The 15,873-nt window shown below is 66.4% G+C and carries 12 protein-coding genes; 4 read left to right on the forward strand and 8 right to left on the reverse strand.

From position 1 onward, the window contains the following. Positions 1-24: 24 nt before the first annotated feature. The 6 genes from LDL32_RS10305 to LDL32_RS10330 all read right to left on the reverse strand — a co-directional run bounded on the left by LDL32_RS10305 (position 25) and on the right by LDL32_RS10330 (position 8,397). A complete protein-coding gene (locus LDL32_RS10305) occupies positions 25-1,371 on the reverse strand; it encodes a gluconate:H+ symporter (protein WP_233066569.1) in 1,347 nt (448 codons plus the stop codon). 26 nt (positions 1,372-1,397) lie between these two features. Then, complete coding sequence (locus tag LDL32_RS10310; protein ID WP_233066573.1) at positions 1,398-2,837, reverse strand: TolC family protein; 1,440 nt, start codon at positions 2,835-2,837, stop codon at positions 1,398-1,400. Then, positions 2,837-3,964: an ABC transporter permease gene (locus tag LDL32_RS10315; protein WP_233066575.1), complete on the reverse strand. Its 1,128-nt coding sequence runs from the start codon at positions 3,962-3,964 to the stop codon at positions 2,837-2,839. Before LDL32_RS10315 ends, LDL32_RS10310 begins: the two co-directional genes overlap by 1 nt. 4 nt (positions 3,965-3,968) lie before the next feature. Beyond that, complete coding sequence (gene rbbA, locus LDL32_RS10320; RefSeq protein WP_233066577.1) at positions 3,969-6,758, reverse strand: ribosome-associated ATPase/putative transporter RbbA; 2,790 nt, start codon at positions 6,756-6,758, stop codon at positions 3,969-3,971. Further along, positions 6,755-7,741: an HlyD family secretion protein gene (locus LDL32_RS10325; RefSeq protein ID WP_233066578.1), complete on the reverse strand. Its 987-nt coding sequence runs from the start codon at positions 7,739-7,741 to the stop codon at positions 6,755-6,757. Before LDL32_RS10325 ends, rbbA begins: the two co-directional genes overlap by 4 nt. Positions 7,742-7,881: 140 nt before the next feature. Next, on the reverse strand, positions 7,882-8,397 hold the full coding sequence (locus LDL32_RS10330) for a MarR family winged helix-turn-helix transcriptional regulator (RefSeq protein ID WP_233068841.1): 516 nt from the start codon (positions 8,395-8,397) through the stop codon (positions 7,882-7,884). A gap of 234 nt (positions 8,398-8,631) precedes the next feature. Between LDL32_RS10330 and LDL32_RS10335 the strand changes: the two genes are divergently transcribed. Continuing rightward, a complete protein-coding gene (locus LDL32_RS10335) occupies positions 8,632-10,788 on the forward strand; it encodes an FUSC family protein (protein WP_370636689.1) in 2,157 nt (718 codons plus the stop codon). Here the strand turns inward: LDL32_RS10335 and LDL32_RS10340 are convergent. Further along, the gene (locus LDL32_RS10340; RefSeq protein WP_233066582.1) at positions 10,769-11,371 is read right to left on the reverse strand and encodes a preprotein translocase subunit YajC; all 603 of its coding nucleotides are present in this window, start codon (positions 11,369-11,371) and stop codon (positions 10,769-10,771) included. The genes LDL32_RS10335 and LDL32_RS10340 overlap by 20 nt on opposite strands. A gap of 356 nt (positions 11,372-11,727) precedes the next feature. Between LDL32_RS10340 and LDL32_RS10345 the strand changes: the two genes are divergently transcribed. After that, positions 11,728-11,904, forward strand: coding sequence for a hypothetical protein (locus LDL32_RS10345; protein WP_233066583.1), 177 nt, complete (start codon positions 11,728-11,730; stop codon positions 11,902-11,904). 175 nt (positions 11,905-12,079) lie between these two features. Here LDL32_RS10345 and LDL32_RS10350 read toward each other — a convergent pair whose 3' ends face one another. Then, complete coding sequence (locus tag LDL32_RS10350) at positions 12,080-13,411, reverse strand: chloride channel protein (RefSeq protein WP_233066585.1); 1,332 nt, start codon at positions 13,409-13,411, stop codon at positions 12,080-12,082. 582 nt (positions 13,412-13,993) lie between these two features. Between LDL32_RS10350 and LDL32_RS10355 the strand changes: the two genes are divergently transcribed. Then, on the forward strand, positions 13,994-14,332 hold the full coding sequence (locus LDL32_RS10355) for a P-II family nitrogen regulator (protein WP_233066588.1): 339 nt from the start codon (positions 13,994-13,996) through the stop codon (positions 14,330-14,332). Next, the gene (locus LDL32_RS10360) at positions 14,329-15,708 is read left to right on the forward strand and encodes an ammonium transporter (RefSeq protein ID WP_370636690.1); all 1,380 of its coding nucleotides are present in this window, start codon (positions 14,329-14,331) and stop codon (positions 15,706-15,708) included. The genes LDL32_RS10355 and LDL32_RS10360 overlap by 4 nt, the downstream gene beginning before the upstream one ends. Positions 15,709-15,873 lie beyond the last annotated feature (165 nt).

Below are 15,873 nucleotides of genomic sequence, written 5' to 3' on the forward strand. Positions count from 1 at the left end.
CGGGCAGCCACATGGCCTTGCCCGCTACAGTCCGCACCACCCCAGAACAAGGCACATGCCCAGCCCCGCGACCCCGATCAGGGTCTCGATCACCGACCAGGTACGCAGGGTCTGCGCCACGCTCAGCCCCAGCGCATCGCGCACCTGCCAGAAGCCGGAATCGTTCATCGGGCCGAACATGACCGCCCCCGCCCCCGTAGCCAGCACCAGCAGTTCGGGCGAAGCACCCGACCCATGCGCCATGATGGGGGCGACAATCCCCGCCGTGGTGCTCATGGCCACGGTGGCCGACCCCACAGCCAGGCGCATGCCCGCCGCCAGCCCCCATGCCAGGATGAGCAGCGGCACATGCATGTTCACCGCCGCGCGGGCGATCGCATCCGAAATGCCGCTATCCATCAGTTCCGCGCCAAAGCCGCCCCCCGCCCCGATCATGAGCAGCAGGCCGGCCAGCGGGCCAAGGCACTGGCTGGAATAGCCAAGAATCTGCTCGCGCGTCAGCCCGCGCCGCAGCCCCAGCGTCCAGAATGACAGCAGGGCCGCCAGCGCCAGCCCCACATTCGGATCCCCCACAAAGCGCAGAACCACCGCCCACCATGCCGCCTGCGCGCCCATGAAGCGTGTGGCCGACCCCGCCAGCATCAGCACCATGGGGGCCAGGATGGTGAACAGCGTGATGCCGAAGCCCGGCAGGTCGCCGCTGGCGCGGCTGGATGCCGCATGCTGGCTGGCAGCCTGCGCCCCGGCATCGGGTGGCAGGCGCGGCACGATGAAGCGGGCATAGAGCGGGCCGGAAATGATCGCCACCGGCACGCTGACCAGAACCCCCAGCCAGATCAGGCGGCCGATATCGGCATGATAGGCCGCAAGGGCGAACATGGTGCCGGGATGGGGCGGCATGTAGCCCTGCACCACGGACAGGGCCGCCGTAACCGGCAGCGCCACGTGCAGCAGCGGCATCCGGGTCCGCTTTGCAATGGAAAAGGCCAGCGGCACCAGAATGACAAAGCCCACGGTAAAGAAGACCGACAACCCGACCAGCAGGCCGATCACCATCATCGCCCAGTCAAGCCGCCGCGCCCCGGCCAGCGACACCACGGTCATGGCGATACGGTCGGCCCCGCCTGACACCTCCAGCATCTTGCCCAGCATGGTGCCAAGCGCAATGACGGAGGCGATCTGCCCCAGTACCTGCCCGGCACCACTTTCAAACGACGTCACGGCCCGGGTCGCGGGCATGCCCGCGGCAAGGCCCAGCAGCATGGACGCGATGAACAGCGCCAGGAACGGGTTGAGCTTGACCCGCTCGATCAGGAAAACGACAACACATATGGCCATGACAGCCAGTAACAGGGCCATGCCGACCGACATTGCTGCTTCCCCCCTGACGGCGCGCCCTAGCGTGAAACCGGCGTGGCCTGCTCCCAGCCCCCGCCCAGCGCGCGGGCAAGCTGTATGGTGGCGGTGGTGCGCGCATCGTGATTGGCCAGCACATCGCCCTGCGCGTCCAGTGCCGCCATGCGGGCACGCATTACGTCGCCCAGGGTGCGCTGCCCCCCGGCATACAGTCCGGCCAGATCATGCGCAACCTGCCCGGCCTGCGCCTGCGCCCGGGTCAGTTCCGTGTCCCGGCTGTCCAGGTTCAGCCGGTTTTCATACCCGTCCTCCACCTCCGCCAGCGCGCGCAGCAGGCTCTGGTCATAGCCTGCCACCGCCGCATCCAGCCGGGCACTGGCGGCATGGATGCGCGCCTGCACACGATTGGCGGTAAAGATGGGCAGGTAGGTGGTCAGCGCGATCAGCCCGCCCGTGCCCGACATGCCGGGAATGCCGTCAAAGCGCAGTCGCCCGTCGCCACCAAAGAACTCCAGCCCGAAGCGGGGCAGCAGGTCGGTTTTCGCACTTTTCAGCCGGTTGAGCGCCGCATCGACCTGATCGCGCCGGGCACGGATGTCCGGCCTGCGTTCCAGCACGGTATCGGGCATCTGGCCCACCGGGGCTGGGGGCAGGTAATAGGCGGGCGGCGGCGGCAGGTCGGGCAGCCCCTCGGGCAGTTGCCCCGACAGCACGGCCAGACGCCTGCGCACCAGGTCAAGGCGGGCCACAAGCATGGGCCTGCGCGCCCGCAGGCCGGAAAGTTTCTGGTCAATTTCCGTCACATCCGCCGTCGTGGCCTGGCCGGAGGTGAAACGGGCCTGCCCATAACCGCGCAGCTGCTCCAGCAGGGCAATGCCACGATCGGTCAGCGCGATCTGGCGCTGCAGCCCCTGCGCCTGCAGGTAGTTGCTGGCGGCATCGGCGGCAATGACCATCTGCACGCCGTGGAAATACTCCTCCTCGGCCTTCACACCTGCTTTCGCCGCCTTCACGTCCGCATGGCGGCCGCCGAACAGGTCCGGCTCCCATGATGCGGTGATACCGGCCAGATGCCCGTCCGTACCCGGGTCATTGGCGGGCAGGTTGTAGGGATTGCGCCAGTCCACGCCACCACCCAGCATGTTGCCCGTGGCCCCGACGGTGGGGTACAGCGCCGATTTCGCCACCGTGCGCAGCGCACGCGCCTCACGCACCCGGTCGCGCGCCATGCGGATGTCGGGGCTGGCGGCAAGTGCGGTTTCCACCGCGCGGGTCAGGGCCGGGTCATGCCAGGCTTCCCACCAGCGTGTCAGGTCGGTTGCGGGCACACCCACCGCCGGCTCCTGCTGCTGCGCAAACTGCCGGGGCACCTTTACATGCGATGGCGGTACGTGCGTATGGAAGGGTGAACACCCCGCCACCAGCCCCACGGCCACCGCAAGCCCCGCCGTGCTGGCAAACTGCGCCAATCTGTTCCTCATCATTCCTGCCTTGCCAACATGGACCTGAAGCGCGTGAGCGCGAATGCTAGAAATACAATGCCCGTCACCGTCACGGTCAGCAGCGGCAGCATGATCGCGTCCAGTCCCGCGCCACGGTACAGAATGGCCTGTGACAGGTTGACGAACTGCGTGGTGGGCAGGAAGCGCACCACCACCTGCATGAACCGCGGCATGCTCTCCACCGGGGTCGCGGCACCCGAAAGCAGGTACGCCACCGCATAGACCGGCACCACCAGCAACCCGAACTGCGGCATGGTGGGGGCCACCGTCGCCAGCATGATGCCCAGCGCCGTGGCCGAAAACAGGTACAGCAGCGAACACGCGCCAAACAGCGCGACCGACCCCGCCAGCGGCACGCCCAGCCATGCATGCACGACCAGCCACAGCGACAGCATGGCACCGACAAAGATGACCAGCCCGTTGGTGATGATCTTGGCCACCGCGATCTCGCTGGCGCTGACGGGCATGACCAGCAGGTGTTCCAGCGTACCATGCTCGCGCTCACGGATCACCGCCGCCCCCACCAGCACGATGGACAGGATGGTGATGTTGGTCACGATCTGCATGACCGAGGTGAACCAGCTGGATTCACTGTTGGGGTTGAAGCGGATACGGCTGGTTGCGCGGAAGGGTATCTGGTCGACCACCGCGGGCGCGTGCAGCATGTCATCCACCTCCCCCAGCAGTATCTCGTTGAGATATTCCGTGCCCAGCCCCGCCTGCGTCATGGCCGTGGCATCCACGCGCAGCTGCACGGCGGGGGTGCGGCCTGCCAGTACGTCCGCCTCGAAACGGGGCGGGATATCGACGATGAAGATGTAATCCCCCCGGTCCATCCCCCGCAGCGCCCCGGCCCGGTCCACCAGCACGGGGGGCTTGAAATAGGGCGGCAGGACGGCATCGCGCATGCGGCGCGACAGGGTGGAGTGATCCTCGTCAATGAAGGCGATGGTGGCGTTGGAGACTTCCACCTTCACCCCGTTGGCCACCAGCAGCACGCCCGCGCTGAAGGCGAACACGATCAACCCCAGCAGCACGCGGTCATGCACCAGGCTGCGCAGTTCCTTGCCACACAGCAGACCGACATTGAGCAGCCAGCGCATCATGGCGTCATGCTTCCTGTTTCTTCAGCAGCAGGCGGGCGGCCATCATGTAGCTGGCGGCAAAAAGCCCCAGCATCAGGTACATGTTCCAGAAGCTGCCAACCCCCAGCCCCTTGGTAAAGCTGCCAAGGCTGATCAGCTGGTACCATGCCGCGGGAAAGCCCAGCCCCACCAGTCGGCTGGCCCCCGTAAGGGTGGACGCCGGATAGAGCAGACCCGAGAAGTTGACCGCCGGGATCAGGCACAGGATGGACGTACCGAAAATCGCCGCCACCTGCGAACTGACAAAGGTGGAAATCAGCAGCCCCAGCCCCGTGGCCGAAAGCACGAACAGCACCCCGCCAAGCGTCAGCGCCAGCAGCGACCCCTTGAGCGGCACGCCCAGAACCACCACCGCCACAAGCACCAGCATGAAATAGCTGAGTGTCGCCAGCGCGACATAGGGCGCCTGCTTGCCCATGAGATACTGCCCGACCGAGGCGGGCGAGGCATAGAGATTGACGATGGAGCCCACTTCCTTCTCCCGCACCACGCCCAGCGCCGTGAGCATGGTGGGGATCAGGATCAGCGCCAGCATGATCACGCCCGGCGTCATGGCGTAGATGCTGCGGAATTCCTGGTTATAGGAAAAACGGGGTTCCACCGTGATGGGCATGGCGGCCTGCCGTGGCAGTTCCCGGCCCAGTGTCGCGGCATATCCGGCCATGACCCCGGTGGCGTACGCACGCACGTTTGCCGCCAGGAACGGGACCGCGCCGTCAATGATGACCCCGATTTCGGGCCTGCGCCCGGCTTCCATGTCGCGCGCGAAGCCTGCGGGAATATCCAGCGCCATCTTCGCACGCCCGTGGCGTATGCTCCGGTCCAGCGCATCCGCATCGGCCACCGGGGCCAGTTCATGGAAATAGGCCGACCCCCGGAAGCTGTCGACAAGCTGGCGGCTGATGGTGGTCCGGTCATGGTCGGCAACGGTAAAGCCCACGCCTTCCACATCGAATGAAATGCTGGATGCCGCAACCACCAGCAGGATCAGCGGGCCGACCAGCGCAAAGGTCAGCCGCAGCCGGTCACGCAGCAGTTCGACCGCCTCGCGCCGGGCAAAGGCCCATGCGCGTGGCAGCCAGCCCCCGCCCACATGGCCAAAGCGGGCGGTGAGCCGGGCGGCCAGTAAGTGCCCGCGCGTGGGGGCATGCCGTGGTGCGGGACGGGTCCGGGCATCCGTCGCCGCCTCGGCATCCTGCAGGTAGGCGATGAAGGCTGCTTCCAGCGTGGGGGCGCCGCGCTTTTTTACCAGTTCGGCGGGCGTGCCCACGGCCAGCACATGGCCGCGATGCATGAGCGAGATCCGGTCGCACCGCGCGGCCTCGTTCATGAAATGGGTCGAGACGAAAATCGTCACATGCCCCTCACGCGACAGGCGGATCAGATGCCGCCAGAACATGTCGCGCGCGGCGGGGTCCACGCCGGATGTCGGCTCGTCAAGGATCAGGATCTCGGGATTGTTGATGCATGCCGCCGCCAGTTGCAGGCGCTGGCGTATGCCCAGCGGCAGGGAGGCGGGGCTGACATCGGCGTAGTCCCGCAGTTCGAACGAATCGAGCGACTGCTCGACCATCCGCACGGCTTTTGCCGCCGGGATGCGGTACAGCCGCGCCTGCAGCATGAGGTTCTGGCGCACGGTCAGTTCCTCATACAGCGAGAACGCCTGCGACATGTACCCGATCCGCATGCGGGTCTTCATGTCGCCCGCCGTGATCTGTTCGCCAAACAGTTTTGCCGTGCCGCTGGTCACGTCCAGCAGGCCGGTCAGCATCTTCATGGTGGTGGACTTGCCACAGCCGTTGGAGCCCAGGAAGCCGAAGATCTCGCCGCGGCTGATGGTAAAGCTCACGTCACTCACCGCCGTGAAGCTGCCGAAGCGGCGGGTCAGGTGCGCGGCCTCGATCGCGGGCGGACCGCCGGGATCGGTGTAGGGGGGGATGGACAGGCCCCCTTCCTGCGGGCGGCGCCCCTGCGGCAGGAGCGAGATATAGGCCGCTTCCAGTGATTTCGTATGCGTGCGCTCAAGCACGTGCTGCGTGCGGTCACTGACCAGTACCTTGCCACTGTCCATGGCCACCAGCCATGAAAACCGCTCCGCCTCCTCCATATACGCGGTCGAGACAATGACGGTCATGGACGGCCGTTCGGCACGCAGCTGGTCCACCAGTGTCCAGAACTGCTGGCGCGAGAGCGGATCGACGCCGGTTGTCGGTTCATCCAGGATCAGCAGGTCAGGGTCATGCACCAGCGCGCAGCACAGGCTGACCTTCTGCTTCATGCCGCCCGAAAGGTGGCCTGCCGCCCGGTCGGGAAAGGGGGCCAGGCCCGTGGCGTCCAGCAGGCGCTGGATGCGCGCGTCACGCGCGCTGGCATCCATGCCGAACAGGCGGGCGAAGAAGTCGATGTTTTCCCAGACCGACAGGGTGGGATACAGGTTGCGCCCCAGCCCCTGCGGCATGAAGGCGACACGCGGCAGGAACCCTTCGCGCGTGTGGCGGTCACCCATGTCCGCCCCCAGCACCCGCACCGTACCGGACTGGAGTTTGCGCACGCCCGCGATCAGCCCCAGCAGGGTGGACTTTCCCACCCCGTCCGGCCCGACCAGGCCGATGGTGGTGCCCGCAGGCAGGTCCAGCGTCACATCATCCAGCGCCGTGACCGCGCCGTAGCGGTGCGTGACCCCCGTGATGGCAATGCCTGGTGCCGGTGACCCCGGGGGCGCGGGCGGGGGATTATGCGGCGCCTGCCCGGTCATTGCGGGGCATCGGCCACATCAAGACCCGCGGGCCAGCGGGCGGCAGGATCGGTGCGGACATAGCCATCACCCGTCATGCCCGCCTTGAGCACGCTGCCATAGCGCCGGGCGGTGGCGGGGTCGACCCGCAGCTTGACGCGATAGACCAGCTTGTCGCGCTCGGTCGTGGTCTCGACATATTTGGGGGTGAACTGGGCCTCGGGCGAGACGAAGGAGATGGTGGCCGGGATCACCTGCTGGTGCAGCGCATCCAGTGCGATGCGCGCCTGGTCGCCCACATGCAGCCGGCCGGCCTGCTGCGATGGATAGAATATGGTCAGGTACATGTCCGTCGGGTCCAGCAGCGAGGCCACACGCCCCCCACCGGGCAGGACCGCGCCCTGTTCCACGATACGGTATTCGATCCGCCCGGCCACGGGGGCACGGATGGTCATGTCATCCTCGGCGGACTGCGCCTGCGCCACCTGCGCGCGGGCCCCCTGCTCGGCAGCGCTGGCCGCATCGACCGCGCGGGCGGCCGCACTTTCCCCCGCGGCGGCGGTATCAAGGCTGGTCTGGTGCTGGGACAGTTCCATGTCCGATACCAGATGCTGGCGGAACATGGTGCGCGCGTGTTCCAGGTCGAGCCGGGCAAGATTCAGCCCCGCCTGCCGTGCATCATGCTCCGCCCCCGCGCGGGCTACATTGGCCTGTGCCGCAAGCAGCTGGGCACGGGCGGCATCAAGACCGGCCTTCGTGCTGGCATCATCCTCACGCGCAAGTACCTGACCCGCCGTGACCACATCGCCTTCATGAAACGCAAGTTCGGTGATCCGGCCGGGATACTTCACCGCCACATCAATGCGCGCCAGTTCCAGCCGCCCGTTGGCACGCGCCAGCCCCGCCGGCAGTTCGCCACGGTGCTGGACCACATACCATCCCACGCCACATCCCGCCGCCACGACAGCCACACCGGCGCCGACCGCCACATCACGCCACTTCATACCGCATGCTTCTCCCGCCCGACGCACAGGCCGACACGGAGCCGGAACAGTACATCATCCCCATTTACGTCCGCCCAGTACGGGCACCTTCCGCACCCGTTCTATAACACCGTGGCACGGAGGGAACTGACGCAGGTCATTTACACCGTGCGTCCGGCGCAATGCGGGGCGTCGCCTTCCTCCATCACGGCTTCGGCCCGCCCCAGCACGCCGGCGAGCACCTGCATCATGGCGTGCACCCCGTCCGGTGGCTGGCCGTCGAGTATGCGGGCCTCCATGGCGGCACAGGTGGCGTGGAAGGTTTCGCACCTGCGCCTGCCGCGCGCGGTCAGGACCAGGTTCTTGGCGCGCCGGTCGTCATGGTCGGGGTGGCGTTCGACCATCCCCTCGCCTTCCAGCAGGTCCAGCACGCGCACCAGCGCCGAACTGTCGGTATTCATGGCATGGGCCAGGGTGCGCTGGCTGACCCCGTCGGGCAGCATCATGAGATAGGCGAGCGGGCGCATCATGGCCATGCTCATTCCTTCCGCCCGCAGGGCGCGGTCCAGCACGAGCCGCCACGTATTAGCAAGCCGCATGGTGAGGAAGGTCATCCTCATGTCCTCGAATCCCGCACCCCTGATATCGGGCAACGGCGAATGTCCGGTCATGTTCATCCCCTGCTGGTACCGGGCCGCCACGCCAGCGCCCATCCCTGCCCGATAGCATGACGGCACGGGACGATCATGACCCCTTTATGCGATGGCTGCCCGGCGGGCCGGCCATGGTCCGCATATATAATTGACATGGCATTAATTGTCATACAATACATTACGGTTCAATTCCCTTTATCTTCGCGCGGCATGCGTTATCAGGGAGTGCCCAAGCCGCAGCCGGGAGTCTGCACCTACATGTTGTCCAGCCTTACGCGCAGTTTCGCCAATGATGCCCAGTGGGCCACCATGCGCACTACGGCAGCCTTCAGCGCGCGCGCCCTGCTGTCGGTTGGCATTGCGCTGTTCCTGGCCTTCACCTTCCAGCTCCAGTCCCCCATGAGTTCGGTCACCACCGTCATGATCGTGGCGAACCCCACGGTAGGGGCGCTGGTCTCCAAGAGCGTGTGGCGCGTGATCGGCACCATCATCGGCGCCACCATCAGCGTGGGGCTGATGGCGGTGTTCGTGCAGTCACCCGTACTGTATTTCATGGGGCTGTCAGTGGTGGTGGGGCTGGCCTGCATGGCGGCGACCTTCCTGCGGCTGTTCCGGGCCTATGCCGCGGTGCTGACGGGGTATACCATCGTCATCATCTCCGCCCCGGCCTTTGGCGATCCCGACGGCATCTTCCTCAGCGCCATGTCGCGCCTGTCCGCCGTGGTGGTGGGAATCGTGACAACGGCCGCGGTCTTCATGGTCACATCGCCGCGCCGGTCGGACACGCTGCTTACCCAGATCCATGCCCTGTTCCGCGATACGGTCAGCTACATTCTTGCCTTCCACCAGGGTTATGCCGAAGTACCGCCCGAAAACCCCGATGCAGGGCCCACCAGCACTTTCCGCTCCCTGCCCACCAGTTTCCATGACAGCCGCGCCGCCATGCTTGCGCGCATCGGCCGCCTGTCGGACGCGGTTGAATACGCCGCCGCCGACAATTACGACATAAGCGTGCGCCAGCGCGAGATCCGCGCGGGGCTGGCAAGGCTGTCCGGTATCGTGGCATCGTACCATCCCCACACCGTGACCGCCCCCGACACCGCGCAGGACCGCGCGGTGCATGGCGAGATCGTGGCCATGCTGCGCCACCTCATGACCCTGACCGAAGGCCGGGCGCTGGAATCCGCCTGGGCCGAGGGCTGCGCACGCATACGCCAGACGCGTGAGGCCATGCTGGTCCAGGCGCGACAGAGTCATTCACCCCAGTCGCTGCTGTTCCTGGATGACATACAGGACCTGCTGGGCCAGATCGAAACCACGCTGCTCGACCTTTCCCGCCGGGGCAGCGCCGGGCGCAGGCTGCGGCTCCAGCCCTACCTGGAATGGCCCACGGCCCTGCGCAACGGTGCGCGCGGGTCCATGACCGCCATGCTGACCGCCCTGATCTGGTACGTGCTGCACTGGACGGCGGGCCCAACCATGATGCTGTACGTGGTGGCCGCGGCCAGCCTGCTTTCCACCCTGCCCTCCGCCTCCCGCGCGGCGGGGCTCATGGCATCGGGCACGGCGCTGGGGGTTCCGGCGGGGCTGCTGTGCCATATCTACCTGCTGCCTCAGGTTGACGGTTACCCGCTACTGTGGCTGTCGCTGTGCATCATGCTGCTGCCGGGGGTATGGCTGCAGTTCCATCCCAAATTCGGCGTGGGCGCATTTGGCTACGGGGTTTTCGCCACCGTGATGCTGCAGGTGAACAACCCGATCCATTATTACAACGACATCAGCCTATTCAACGGATGGATGGGGCTGCTCATGGGCTGCATCATGCTGGTGCTGTCATTCCGGGTCATCCTGCCGCCCAACCACCGGCTGGATGCGGCACGCCTCGTGACTTCGCTCACGCGCAGCCTGCGCAGGCTGGCATTGTCCGGCCGCAGGCAGGGCACGGAATGGCTGGTATGGGAGAACCTGCAGTTGCAGAAGGTCCTCCGGCTGGCGATGCGTCTGTCCTTTTTCGCCACACCCGCCACCATACACCAGTATATCGATGCGGCGCTGGCGACACTGTCACTGGGGCGGCTGGTCGAGCGGATCCGTGGCATTGCCGCGGGCCCGGACCTGGAAACCACCCAGCGCATGGCGATCTATGATGCGCTGGATACGTTCACCGAACTGGCGCACAATCCGCTGCTGACGGCTGCCGCCCTGCGCCGCGCGGCGGATGTGCTGTGCCCGCCGGATGCGATAGCACGACGCCCCGCAGCCCAGGTCGAGGCCATGGCCTGCCTGGAGCAGGCCGGGCGGATCATCCGCGACATTCCCGGCTTCCTGGACCAGCGCGGCCCGCTGCAATGGGCGGAGGACTATCCCGCCGCCCACAGGCCGCCGCTGGCTGCCGTCAGGCCGGAAGCCGGCTGAGCACGGAGAACGACACCGCATCCATCACGGTGGTGTCCACCTCATCGCCCGGCTTGAGGGTCTTGAGGAATTCCTGCATCGGCTTCTGGCGCACCAGTACGACGCGGGTAATGTCGTCGGGGTCGACAAAGACGACCTGGTTGCGGGTGGTATCCACGCCCGTCACCTTCACGCGCTCACGCTTGAAGGAGACCATCATGCCATGCGGGTGCGGGCCGGTGCGGGTGCCGGCGGCATTCTCGGTCGATTCGGGCAGGGGCGCGCCCGGCGGTGCGATGGCGGCATCAATGGTACGGACGATGCGCAGGCCGATCTTGTCACCCGGATGCAGGACCGGCAGCTTGGCGCGCACGTCCGGGTCCACGCGCACGGTGTCCAGATTGCCTGCCTTGTCACGCAGCAGCACCATGCCCGCATCGTGGTCCACGCTCTCGACAATGGCGGTCGCCGTCTGGTTCCCTACGATAACCGGAGCCTGCGCCATTGCGGGCCGGGACGTGGCGGACAGTGCGGCAATGCTCCCCGCCACGACGGCAGCCAGGGTGAGCGCCGCGCGGCGGGGTGCAAACAGCTTTACGTTCATGCTTATTATTCTTCCCTATAATACCTGACATATATGAAACGCTGCTGGCGGGCCTGCGCCCGGACCAGATTCCCTATACCCATAACGCATGCGGATGGTCATGTATCCAAACATGTGCGCGCAGGCCACCCCGCGACCGGGCCATGGCCGGGCAGGACCTGCTGCCACATGGCCACGCCGTGCCGGCGAAGGCGCCATCGATACCGCCTGCCGCCACGGGGCGCGTGACCTGCGCTGCGGCGGCCCGAACACCTGCGCCCAGCGCATTTCCCCCTTCCGCCGGGCGGGGCTGCGGGGGCGGGGCACATGGTGTAAGCCTGCCCCGACGCTCAGGCAGACATGTCAGGAAACGCCACATGACCGACCAGACCACCACCGACGCCTTCGCACAGGGCAAGGCCGCCGCGACACGGGGCGAGCCACTGATCGAAAACCCGTTTGATGAAACGCTGCCCGCCTATGAACAATGGAACAAAGGCTGGTGGAGCGTGCGCGAAAACGATGGCGATTTTGATCCCTTTGCCGAAAAATAGCCCCGCGGGGCACGATGGCGTGAGGTCATTGAAACGTGAGTGCCCGCCCATTGTGCACGCCCGCGCCCGCATGGGATGAAAGGAACCGACGGTTCAGGATCGGCAGATCCGTGACTGTCCTCAGGATAAGGCGGCATCGGAAACGGTGCCGCCTTTTTCCATTCATGCCGCCGGTTCAGGATCGTGCCGACACGCTGCCCGGCGCACCGGGCCGCAGTACCGGAACCGGCGCGCGGCCCACCCGCGCACAGACCCGGAAACCCAGCAGCGCGCTGGCCGATGCCAGCAGCACCGGGATCCACATGTCATGCCCCACCTGCGTGAACTCGAGCCCCAGCGCTATGGCCGTAAGCGGCATGGACATGAACGTGCCCAGAAAGGCGATCCCCCCCAGCAGCGCCACCGTATCGGCCTGTACCGGCGGCAGGAACAGGTTCCACGCCCCCGCCAGCACGATGGACAGCAGCGCCCCCATGGCCAGGCTGGGCGTCAGCAGGCCACCGGCCGCACCCGCCCGCACCGCACCCATGATCACCACCAGCTTGAGCACCATCACCACCGCGGCCAGCTGCGGCCCCATCTGCCCGGACAGCGCCAGCTGCATCGGCCCCCGCCCGTTGCCCGGCAGCTGCGGGTAGAAACACGTCAGTATCCCGAGGACGGGAAACACCACCATACACCAGCCGATGCGCGCCACACCCCTGGCCGCCCGGTTCTGCGCCATGGTCATCATGCGTCTGGCAACGTGTGCCGCACCACCGATGACCAGCCCCGCGCACAGCGCCCACGCCACTACGGGCGCCGTGACCGCCATGGGCCCGATTTCGTACTGATGCACGTTGCCCAGCACCGCCCATGGCACGAACGCCCCGATGGCCGATGCCCCCATCGCGCACAGTACCGCGCGCTGGCCCATGGTACCCAGCAGCACTTCCAGTATGAACAGCGCGCCCCCCAGCGGCACGTTGTACACCGCCGAAAGCCCGGCCCCCGCCCCGCAGGCGATGATGATGCGCCGGTCCGCCGGCACAAGCCCCAGCATGCGGCCCGTGCCGGTCGCCAGCACGGCACCCAGTTCACGGGGCGCCACCTCGCGCCCCAGCGGGGAGCCCAGGGCCACGGTCACGATCTGGAGCAGCAGGTGCACAAGGGTGGAAAATGCCGGCATGGGCCTGCCCGGTTCCGTTTTGCCCACGGCGCTGGCAATGCTGACCAGCGGCCTGCCAAAACGCCCCAGCGCCCACCAGCCCACGCCCGCCACGACACCCGCCGTGCACAGCGCCGCGATCCGCCGCCACGCGGGTGCCGCACTGACCCCCTGCACGAAGGTATGCGGCCCGCCGGGCTGCCCGTAGCCATACGCCAGATGCTGGACCATGTGCAGCAGCAGCGACAGCACGGTGCCCCCCACCCCGGACAAGACACCCGTGGCCATGACCGCCACGGCCATGACCGGCCAGGGCGTAAGCGGCGCGGAAGCCGGGGGGGAGGAAACAGGTGCGGTCATGAATTAACGAGGTAAGCCGGATCAGGGCCATGACGCAAGGCAGGCGGGAAAGGGAATGGTACCGCCGCCCGCACCCGCGCGGGCAGCGGGTTACGGCCACGGGCTGGCACGATGCCACGGCGGGGACCGCCCTGCCATGCCCGTCCGGCCCGCGGCGTCATTCAGGGTGCTTCGGGACAGCCCCATCCCGCCGGCACGGCAGTAAGCAGAATATGATCATGCCCACCCCCGCCCCGCTCCCGGCCATGCCCGATTCGAACGGGTGCGGCAGCCTCCCCGGACGCCCCGGTCATGATACCGGCATACGGGCGGGAACACGCGGCATGGCGATACCGGAGATGGAAAAGGCGCAGGGAGGGAAGAGCCCCGGTTCGTTACGAAATATCATCGACCAAGGTGCTCCCGACGGGACAGCCCCATGACCTCCGGACGGGTGGCACATGCATGACGGCAACACACGGGCCATCAGGCACCGGGCATAATACGGACAGCAGCAAGTTCATATTGCTTCCCCATATGGTTGCCTGTACGGAACGGAGACAGCAGAATGCCACTTCAGGGGCCAGGCAGGAAGGGAACGAAATGAAATTCGTCATTGCCATCATCAAGCCGTTCAAGCTTGATGAGGTACGCGAGGGACTGCATTCCATCGGGGTGGACGCCCTGACGGCAACCGAGGTCAAGGGATATGGCCGCCAGAAGGGCCAGACCGAAATCTACCGTGGTGCCGAATACAACATCCAGTTCCTGCCCAAGATCAAGCTCGAGATTGCCGTACCCACAGCCCAGTGCGACCAAGTGGTGGAAGTGATCCAGGCCGCCGCGTGTACCGGCAAGATCGGGGATGGCAAGATTTTCGTTCTGGACCTGCAACAGGCAATACGTATCAGGACACAGGAAACCGGAGAAAACGCGCTGTGATCACAAAGACTGGCAAGATCGGACGCCACGTGGGACTGGCGGCTGCGGTTGCGGCCGTTTCCCTGCATGGCCTGCCCGCGATGGCGGCCGATACCGCCCCCCCGACCATCGATACGGGCGATACCGCATGGATGCTGGTCAGCACGGCACTTGTCCTGCTGATGACCATTCCCGGTCTGGCCCTGTTCTACAGCGGCATGGTCCGCAAGAAAAACGTGCTGGCAACGCTCATGCAGTCCTTCAGCATCTGCTGCATCATGACGGTGCTGTGGATGGTGCTGGGCTACAGCCTGACCTTCACGTCCGGCAACGCCTTTATCGGCGGGCTGTCGCGCGTCATGCTCAACGGGCTGGGGGCCGGCATCAGCAAGGGCGCCGACATACCCTTTACCATGGCCGCCGGCACCGACGCCGCCACCACCATGACCATCCCCGAAAGCGTGTGGATGACGTTCCAGATGACGTTCGCCATCATCACGCCCGCCCTGATCACCGGTGCCTTTGCCGAACGCATGAAATTCAGCGCCATGTGCCTGTTCACCATCGGGTGGGGGCTGCTGGTCTACGTGCCCGTCGCCCACTGGGTGTGGGGGCCGGATGGCTGGGTGGCGTCCCGCATCGGGGCGATCGACTTTGCCGGCGGCACGGTCGTGCATATCAATGCCGGTATCGCGGGGCTTGTCTCGGCACTCGTGCTGGGTCGCCGCAAGGGATATGGGGAAGATGACCTCTCGCCCTATAACCTGACCTATGCCGTTATCGGCGCGTCCCTGCTGTGGGTGGGCTGGTTCGGCTTCAACGCGGGTTCCGCAGGCGGTGCCAACGGCCGTGCGGGCATGGCCATGGCCACCACCCAGATCGCGGCGGCCGCGGCCGGTGTGTCATGGATGTGCGCCGAATGGATGAAGACCGGCAAGCCGACCGTGCTGGGCATCATTTCCGGCGCCGTGGGCGGGCTTGTGGCCATTACGCCGGCCGCCGGCTTCGTGCTGCCCGGTGGCGCGCTGGCCATCGGGCTGGCCGCTGGCCTGATCTGCTACTGGGGTGCCACGGGGCTGAAGCACATGATGGGCTATGACGACAGCCTTGATGCCTTTGGCGTGCATGGCATTGGCGGTATCGTGGGGGCGCTGCTGACCGGCGTGTTCGCCTACGGCCCGCTCTCCGCCACCGATGCCAGCCCCGAGGGCGTGAGCGGCTCGCTGCACCAGTTCATTGCCCAGGCGGAATCCGTGGGCGTGACCATCATATGGTGCGCGGTGCTCAGCTTCATCCTGCTCAAGATCATCGACCTGACCATCGGCCTGCGCGTCACACGCGATGAGGAAATGGAAGGCCTGGACATGAGCCTGCATGGCGAGCGGATCAATTCCTGATCCCGTTCTTTCATCTGTCCCTGTAGCGAAAAAGGGCGGCCCTCACGGGCCGCCCTTTTTGCATGCGCGCCGGTTCCATGCCGCGTCAGGCCATAACGTCACGACGCAGCGCGCAGCGTGTACCGGGTGCAAAGCCCGCGCTGGCTTCCCGCCGCAGCCGTGCGG

The sequence above is a fragment of the Komagataeibacter sp. FNDCF1 genome (assembly GCF_021295335.1).
Taxonomy (GTDB): Bacteria; Pseudomonadota; Alphaproteobacteria; order Acetobacterales; family Acetobacteraceae; genus Komagataeibacter.